This is a genomic window from Nocardiopsis lucentensis DSM 44048, assembly GCF_000341125.1.
GTDB lineage: Bacteria > Actinomycetota > Actinomycetes > Streptosporangiales > Streptosporangiaceae > Nocardiopsis > Nocardiopsis lucentensis.
In genome coordinates, this window is record NZ_ANBC01000370.1 from 1 (window position 1) to 7,914 (window position 7,914).

The window sequence follows — 7,914 nt, forward strand, 5'->3', positions numbered from 1 at the left end:
GTACGCGACCACGAGCCCCCACGGCCAGGCGCCCTCTGCGCGGGAACCGGCCGTGGCGCCGTTCTCGCGATCGCCGTCGGCCGTGCCGTCCACCGAGGCGAGCAGGGCGGCGCCGTCGGTGTGGCGGGTGACGGCCGCGCCCCAGTCGGTCAGGGCGTCGGCCATCGCGTCGACGATCGGACCGCCGCCGACCAAGGCGACCTCGCGCCGCGGACCGGGCCAGCGGCGCTGTGCGTCCTTCTCCTCGCGCGCGGACATCGTCGCCCGAAGCGCCGCGGCGTACTCGGCGGCCTCCCCGTCGCCGCCCGAGGCACCGCCCAGGGCGTCCAGGAGACGGGGCGGCGGGGACACCAGACGGAGGAAGCGCCCGGAGGAGGTGCGTACGGCATCGGTACGCCCGCCGTCGACGATGACGTGCGCGCCGGTCCCCGGCACGGGGGCGATGGATGGTTCTGGGGGCATGGCCGACCTCTCACAGGGCCCGGTCGGGCAGCACGGAGCCGCCCGACCGGGTGGTTCTCACTGACGACGTCGCGGGGGACGAGGGTCAGTCGAAGGGGTTCTCGACCAGCGCGTTGGAGTGCGTGGCCGACAGGTGCGCCAGCTGCTCGGACTCCTCGATCTCGGCGACGACGTCGAAGGGGTTCTCGACGAGCGCGTTGGAGTGCGTGGCGGAGAGGTGGGCGAGCTGCTCGGGCTCCTCGATCTCGGCGACGATCTTGTTGTCCATAGGGGAATCCCTTCTCAAGGCAGGACGTATCGGTCATCGGTGCCGATAGGTGTTCGCCGGGGCGAACGGGACTCACCATAATTGAAAACGGTTGTCATTTCCAATAGGCTGGCCGCATGAACTTCCAGGAGCTCCTCGTGGCCGACTACCGCGCGGGCCGCACCTACGCCGTCGCCGACGGCGCCGTGACACCGCTCGGCGACGCCGTCCTCGCCGAGCACGCCGGGGTCCTCACACTGCCCCGCCGTGGCGAGGACGGCCCCGCACGGGCCTTCGTCGACGACCGCTCCGGCGCGCTCGTGGTCTGCGGACCGCACGGTGAACGGCGCTTCCCCGTGGCCATCCCCGGTGAGCACCTCGCCTGCGACGCCTCGGGCCGCTACGTGGTGGTCACGACCGGACTGGGCGCGAACGCGGAGGCGTGGAGCGACGTCGTCACCCTCGTCGACCTGGAGCGGGGCGGGTCGGCACGGTTCCGCTCACGGGTCGGCGAGCCCGGGGCGATGATCGTCCCGGACCAGGCCGGCGGCGAGCCGGCGGTCGTGCTGCGCCACCGGGAGCCCGGCGCCCTCGAGGCGCTTCCGCTCTCCCGGTGCCTCGACGTCGCCCCCCACGTGCCCCGGATCACCGGTGAGGCCGTCCGCGAGATCGCCGACGACGGGCACGGCGACGTCGTCGACCAGCGCACCGGCGTCGCCGCGACCGCGACCGGCGAAGGACTGGAGCGTTTCGTCGTCGAGGGCGGCGTCCCGCGCATGCTCGGCACCGTCGCCTGGCCCGTGCCCGGACGCGCCTACTACCTGCGCCTGGACCCGGCCACCGGCCGTGCGGTGGGCGTGGTCCGGGGCGGTCCGGCGTCCCCGACGCGATGGACCGAGTGGACGAACCACCTGGTCGACATCGACCTGTCCACCGGCCGGACGCGCCGTCTGGAGCTGCCTCGGGGCCTGGCCTTCCGCTTCGCGCTCGGCGGCACCCGGGCCGCCGTCGCCACGATCCATCCCGACGGTGACGAGCTCACCGTCATCGAGCGGGCCGATCCGCTGATGGGCGCCGCGCACCGGATCCCGCTTCCCGCGATGTCGTGCCCGCCCTCCCCCGGGCACCTGCCCTGGGACCCCGTCGGCGACGCACCCGCACAGCGGCGCGCCGTGGCCGTCGATCCCACCGGGACGACGGTCGCGGTGACCCGAGGGGGCGACGGCCAACTGCACCTGTTCCACGACGGCCGACTCGACACCGTCACCGTGCCCAGCCCCCTCGACGAGGGCGGGCACCTGCACTGGCACGGCGGCGACGTCGACACCGTCGGTCGGTGAGCGATGCACGACTCCCTCCCTCCCCTCGTTCCCGCCATCGACGCCGCGCTCACGAAGTGGGAACGGCACGGCCGCCCCGGCCTGCCGGAGAGCGGATTCGCGCTCAGCCGGCCGCCCGGACGCCGACGCCACGGGATCTACCGTGTGGACACCGGCTCCCCGGTGATCGAGCCCGAGGGGCACATCCTGCGTATGGCCCCCTCTCCGGACGGACGCAGCATCTGCGTCCAGATAGCCGAGCGCGCGGACGAGGACGCCGCGCTGGGGCTGGTCGACACCGGCACCGGAGCCCTGCGGCTCTACCCGGAGGTCCGCTGCCGCTACGACCCCATGCTCTGGTCCGGTGACTCGTCCGGTGTCGAACTGGTCGCCGGCCGGTCCCACGGCCTCGTCCGCCTCGACGCGCGCACCGGGAGGACGACGGTCTCTGCCGTGTCGCCGCACACCCGGCTCAGGCTCTTCCCCGGAGGCCGGAGCGGACTGTTCGCCGAGAGCCGCCCGGGAAGGCCCAGCCGCCTCGTCGACCGGGCCACCGGGGCCGAGGTCGCCGTGTTGGGCGCCATCGTCCGGGTCCTGCCCGTCGACGAGGGCGTGGTCGTCGACGACGGCACCCGCCTGCGGTGCCTCGAGCCGGGCAGCGGTGCCGAGAGATGGCGTTGGGAGGACCCGGACCTGCGGGTCACCTCCTTCGCCGCCCGCGGCCAGGACGTCGTCGCCGTCGGCGTACGCGCCGGCCGCAGTGTCATCGTGCGACTCACCCAGGGCTCGGTCTCGGCCGAACGGGAGGTCACCTACGGGGGCGCCCCAGCCGTCGCGACCGGCGTGAGCGCTGACGCCGACCGGTTCCACGCCCTCGTCGAGGGCCCGGTCCTGCCGCCGCGCGTCATCCCCGCCGAGGAACTGCTGTCCGACCGGCCCCCAGCGGTCCGCCGGGAAGCTCCGGCACGCACCGAACGACACGTCTTCACCGCCGAGGACGGCGCACGCGTCCCCGTCGTGGTCACCTCACCGGCCGACGCCCGGGGCCCCGCTCCGCTGATCCTCACCTGCTACGGCGGCTTCGGCGTGCCGAGTCTGGCGACGTTCGAGCCGACCGTGCCCGCGTGGGTCGAACAGGGCGGCCGGTACGCCGTCGCCCAGGTCCGGGGCGGAGGCGAACACGGCCCCGCCTGGCGTCGGGCCGGGCACGGACTCGCCAAGGGCCGCGGCATCGACGACCTCACCGTCATCGCACGCGGCCTGGTCGAGGCCGGACTCACCCGGCCCGACCTGCTCGTCCTGGCGGGCGCCTCCCACGGCGGAGTCCTGGCCACCAGCTGCGCCCTCGGATCGCCGGACCTGTGCGCCGGGGTCGTCAGTACCGCGGCCCCACTCGACCTGCTCAACCTCGGCGCCCACCCGCTCGGACAGCGGTGGGCCGGCGAGTTCGGGGCCTCGGACTCCCCCGAGGGGATCGCGCACCTGCGCCGGATCTCACCCCTGCACCGTGCCGAGGCCCTCACCTCCGGCGCCGCCGTCCCCCGCTTCCTCGGCATCGTGTTGGCGGAGGACTCCCGGGTGGTCGCCGACGACACCCTGGCGGTCGCCGACGCGCTGTGCCGTGTCGGGGGCGGCGCCACCGTATGGCGCGCCCCGGACACGGGGCACGGCGGCAACCACCTCGACAGCCTCCATCGTCTCGGGGCGACCGTCCTGAGCTTCGCCGCCGCCACCACCGGATCAGCACAGACCGCCCCGTCAACGACCTGAGAGAACCCCCGCGACAGATGACACGAGCAACGAACGAGAAACGCGTGTCGGCTCCCCTCCCACGCCTCCTGACCAACGCGCGCACCGGAGGCGCGCCTCCCGACGGCGCCCCGGACGCTCCCGCTCCCGCGGTCGACGCCCGGCGGCGCGGCGTGCTCGCCGCCCGGATCCTCGCCTCGGCCCTGGCTCTGGCGCTGGTCGCGGTGGTGCTGCTGTCGACGAGCACCGGCACGATCGACGTGTCCCCGGCGGACGCCCTGCGCATCGTCATCGGCCACCTCGTGCCCGGGATGCCGTGGATGTCGGACGGGTCGCTGACGACGGTGCAGGACAACGCCGTCTGGCGGTTCCGACTGCCCCGCGTGCTCCTGGCCGCGACCGCCGGCGCCGCGCTCGCCCTGGCCGGGGCACTGATGCAGGCCGTGGTCCACAACTCCCTGGCCGAGCCCTACATCCTCGGTGTCTCCGCCGGTGCCGGGGTCGGTGCGGTCTCGTTCATCGTCCTGGGCGTCGAGGCCGGCTCCCTCGGTGTGGGGGGCGCGGCCTTCCTCGGCGCGCTCCTGGCCACCGCGGCCGTCTACACCCTGGCCCACAAGAACGGGCGCATCGCACCCCAGCGCCTCATCCTGGCGGGCGTCGCCCTCGGTTCCCTGTTCAGCGCCGTGACCAGCTATCTGACCATCACCACCGAGGCGCAGAACGTCTTCAGCATCATGTTCTTCCTGCTGGGTTCGGTCTCCGCCGCCACGATGGGCCACCTCGCCCTGCCCTCGGCGGCGCTGCTCGCCGTGGGGCTCTACGCCGCCTTCCGCGCGCGGGCGCTCAACGCCCTTCTCGTCGGGGACGACGCGGCCGCGTCCCTGGGCGTCAACGTCAACCGGCTGCGCAGCGCGACCCTCGTCGCCGCGGCCCTGCTGACCGGATCGGTCGTCGCGGTCTCCGGAGGCATCGGCTTCGTCGGGCTGATCATCCCCCACATCGCCCGCATCATCGTCGGTTCCGACCACCGCCGGATGCTTCCGGTCGCCTTGCTCGGCGGAGCGGTGTTCCTCGCCACCTGCGACTTCCTGGCCCGGACCCTCGCCGCTCCCACGGAGATCCCCCTGGGCGTGCTCACCGCGATGGTCGGAGCACCGTTCTTCCTGTGGCTGCTGCGACGCGACCGCGCCGACGGCGTGGGGGTGGGCCGATGAGAGTCGACATCGAGAACCTCACCGCCCACCGCGGCGGACGGCCCGTCGTCACCGACGTGAGCGTCGCGGTGCCCTCGGGCACCGTACTCGGGCTGCTCGGGCCCAACGGGAGCGGCAAGTCCACACTGCTGCGCACCGTGTCGGGGCTCGCGGCCCCCTCAGTCGGCCGTGTGCGCTTCGACGGCACCGACATCACCGCGCTCAAGCGCGGGGAGCTCGCCCGGCACGTGGCGGTGATGGCCCAGGAGCACAGCGAGGAGTTCGAGATCCCCGTCCTCGACATGGTGCTGCTCGGGCGCATCCCGCACGGACGCGGGTACGGACGCGACTCCGACCGCGACATCGCCCTCGCGCGGGAGGCCCTCATCCGCGTCGGCGCCGCGCACCTGGAGGCCCGGCCGTTCTCGGCCCTCTCCGGTGGCGAGCGCCAGCGTGTGCTGTTCGCCCGCGCGCTCACCCAGGACACACCCGTGCTCGTCCTCGACGAGCCCACGAACCACCTCGACATCGCCCATCAGCTCGAACTCCTCGACCTGGTCAGAGCCACCGACCGCACCGTGATGGTCGCCCTGCACGACCTGAACCTGGCCGCGCGCTCCTGCGACGCCGTCGGCGTCCTGGCCGAGGGGCGCCTGCTCTCCCTCGGCGCCCCGGACGAGGTGCTGCACACCGACCTGGTCCGTTCGGTCTTCGGCGTCGAGTCGACAGCGGTCGCCCATCCGCGTTCCGGACGGCGGCACCTGCTCTTCGACGCCCGCAGCCCGCTGGAGCCGAACGACCACGACCCCGAGAACCCATCCATCACGACCCAGGAAGAAATCAGCACCCCATGACAGGCAATGCCACCCGGGCCACGTCCCCACGCCGTTCCCGTCCCCTCACCCTCTCGACCGCGTGCGCCGCCCTGGCCGTGCTGCCGCTGGCGCTGACCGCCTGCGGCAGCGGCGTCACNNNNGGCAGACCGTGACGGTCACGAACTGCGGACGTGAGCTGTCCTTCGACACCACGCCCAGCAGCGTCGTCGGACTGATGCCCTCGCAGACCGAACTGCTCATCCGCCTCGGCGCGGGGGACTCCATCGTCGGCCAGGCCCAGACCGAGGTCTCGGCACTGCCGGACGACATCGCCGACGAGGCCGCCGACATCCCGGTACTCAGCGCGGACGCGCCGCCGGCCCGCGAGGACCTGCTCGCCGTCACCCCCGACTTCGTGGCCTCCCCGACGGAGTACGAGTTCACCGCCGAACAGGGCTTCGCCAGCATCGAGCAACTGAACGAGAACGGTGCCCAGGCCTACGTCGCGACCGGTGGCTGCGCCGACCGCCGCAACACCGCGCAGGTCACCGACGTGCTGACCGATATCGCCGACCTCGGCGCCATCCTGGGCGTCCCCGACGCGGCCGAGGAGCTCACACAGGACGTCGAGGAACGGCTGGCCGCCGTGGAGGACGCGATCGGCGACTCCGCGCGGCCCACCGTCGCGCAGGTCTACGTCGAGGGCGACTCGCTGTCGGCCATCGGCGCCGGCATCGAGGCCGACATCATCGAGACCGCCGGCGGCGACAACGTCTTCGACCCCGACGCACCCGAGTTCGCCGACTTCTTCGCCGCCCAGATCAACCCGGAGGAGATCATCAGCCGCGCTCCCGAAGCCATCGTGTTCGGCGTGAGCGGAGCCGAGCACGAGGAGCGGACCCGCGAGTACCTTCGCGGCACCTTCCCCGACGTTCCGGCCGTGGAGGACGATCTCCTCATCGCCGTTCCCGCGAGTGACCTGTACCCCGGCGCCCTGGGCAATGTGGACGCCGTGGAGACGATCGCCCAGCGGCTCTACCCGGACGCGCCCTAGACGACGCGCGGGAGGGCGCACGCTCGCGCACCGCGTCCCCCGCCAGCACCTCCGACCGGCCCCGGCCGGGTATCACGCCCGTGCACCCCGGGCACGGGAGCCGACCACGCTCCCGTGCCCGGGAACGGGCGTCCTTCCGGCCGAAGGACGCGACGTGAGGGAAAACGGGCGCCAACGGCGCAACGGAAGGATCAGGACGTGGCCCCGGGAACGGAGGGGAGCGACCTTCGGACCCGACCCCGGAGCGGAACGGATGCCCGGCATCCGGTACCGGGAGGCCGAATCCGGAGGCACGACCCCCACCGGTCGGCCCGGAGCCCGCGCCTTCGGGGCCGACGGAGGCTCAGGGCGCTTCGTCGGGGTACTGGAAGACGTCGTCCAGGCCCGTCCCGAAGGCCCGCGCGATCAGGAAGGCCATCTCCAGCGAGGGCGAGTAACGGCCCCGCTCGATGGCGATGATGGTCTGCCGGGTGACCCCGACCGCGTCGGCGAGCTGGGCCTGGGTCATCTCGCCGTGCTCGAACCGCAGGGCGCGGATGCGGTTGGTGACCCGTGTCGGCTTGACCACCTCAAAACCCCCGCCGGTAGGCGACCAGGCCGACGACCGCGCCCGTGACCGCCTGGAGGACGAAGCCGAGGTAGAGGACGTTGGCGATCCAGAAGTGCGCGACCTCGGCCAGGGACATCCCCATGGCGGCCAGGGCGGCGGCGATCAGGAACCCCCAGGAGCGGAGCACGCCCAGGCGGGCGATCTCCCGGTCACGGGAATCGCTCCGGTGGCTCTCGCTCGGTCGGACGACCTCGATCAGGACCCGCAGGACGACCGCGACGACGACGCAGGCGGCGATGGACCACAGCAGCGGCCACTGGTAGGGGGTCTCGGTGACGGGGTCGGCGGCCCTGGTCAGCACGATCACCACGTAGGCGAGGTAGACCGCGACCGAGGCCGCCAGGAAGGCCCAGGTGCCCTTCTCCTCGTAGGACACGTCCACTCCATCTCTCTCGGCGCCGATCCTGCCAGGACACGCGCGAGGGCGGTCGGTACGGACGGCGCGGTGTGCGGCGGCGCCGTCCA

8 protein-coding genes and 1 pseudogene are annotated in these 7,914 nt (G+C 73.3%); 5 read left to right on the forward strand and 4 right to left on the reverse strand.

The window, feature by feature from the left end; genetic code table 11:
* Together D471_RS34175 and amiA are read right to left on the reverse strand one after the other, a co-directional pair.
* Window positions 1-462: pseudogene (locus D471_RS34175) on the reverse strand (hypothetical protein); the annotation flags it as partial.
* A gap of 85 nt (window positions 463-547) precedes the next feature.
* Window positions 548-730, reverse strand: a complete 183-nt coding sequence (gene amiA, locus D471_RS0112530; RefSeq protein WP_017598926.1) for a streptamidine family RiPP — start codon at window positions 728-730, stop codon at window positions 548-550.
* 116 nt (window positions 731-846) lie between these two features.
* Here amiA and D471_RS0112535 point away from each other — a divergent pair, with 116 nt between their 5' ends.
* The 5 genes from D471_RS0112535 (at window position 847) to D471_RS34180 (ending at window position 6,839) form a co-directional block, all read left to right on the forward strand.
* A complete protein-coding gene (locus D471_RS0112535) occupies window positions 847-2,049 on the forward strand; it encodes a hypothetical protein (RefSeq protein WP_017598927.1) in 1,203 nt (400 codons plus the stop codon).
* A gap of 3 nt (window positions 2,050-2,052) precedes the next feature.
* A complete protein-coding gene (locus D471_RS0112540) occupies window positions 2,053-3,798 on the forward strand; it encodes a prolyl oligopeptidase family serine peptidase (RefSeq protein ID WP_017598928.1) in 1,746 nt (581 codons plus the stop codon).
* Between the two features lie 167 nt (window positions 3,799-3,965).
* On the forward strand, window positions 3,966-4,991 hold the full coding sequence (locus D471_RS0112545) for a FecCD family ABC transporter permease (RefSeq protein ID WP_026127663.1): 1,026 nt from the start codon (window positions 3,966-3,968) through the stop codon (window positions 4,989-4,991).
* Window positions 4,988-5,824: an ABC transporter ATP-binding protein gene (locus tag D471_RS0112550; RefSeq protein ID WP_017598930.1), complete on the forward strand. Its 837-nt coding sequence runs from the start codon at window positions 4,988-4,990 to the stop codon at window positions 5,822-5,824. Before D471_RS0112545 ends, D471_RS0112550 begins: the two co-directional genes overlap by 4 nt.
* 130 nt (window positions 5,825-5,954) lie before the next feature.
* Window positions 5,955-6,839 carry an ABC transporter substrate-binding protein gene (locus D471_RS34180; RefSeq protein WP_017598932.1) on the forward strand — a complete coding sequence of 295 codons (885 nt, stop codon included), beginning with the start codon at window positions 5,955-5,957 and terminating at the stop codon, window positions 6,837-6,839.
* 343 nt (window positions 6,840-7,182) lie between these two features.
* Here D471_RS34180 and D471_RS0112560 read toward each other — a convergent pair whose 3' ends face one another.
* Together D471_RS0112560 and D471_RS0112565 are read right to left on the reverse strand one after the other, a co-directional pair.
* Window positions 7,183-7,407 carry a helix-turn-helix transcriptional regulator gene (locus D471_RS0112560; RefSeq protein WP_017598933.1) on the reverse strand — a complete coding sequence of 75 codons (225 nt, stop codon included), beginning with the start codon at window positions 7,405-7,407 and terminating at the stop codon, window positions 7,183-7,185.
* 1 nt (window position 7,408) lies between these two features.
* On the reverse strand, window positions 7,409-7,914 hold a 506-nt coding region (locus D471_RS0112565; RefSeq protein ID WP_241479612.1), incomplete at its 5' end, for a hypothetical protein.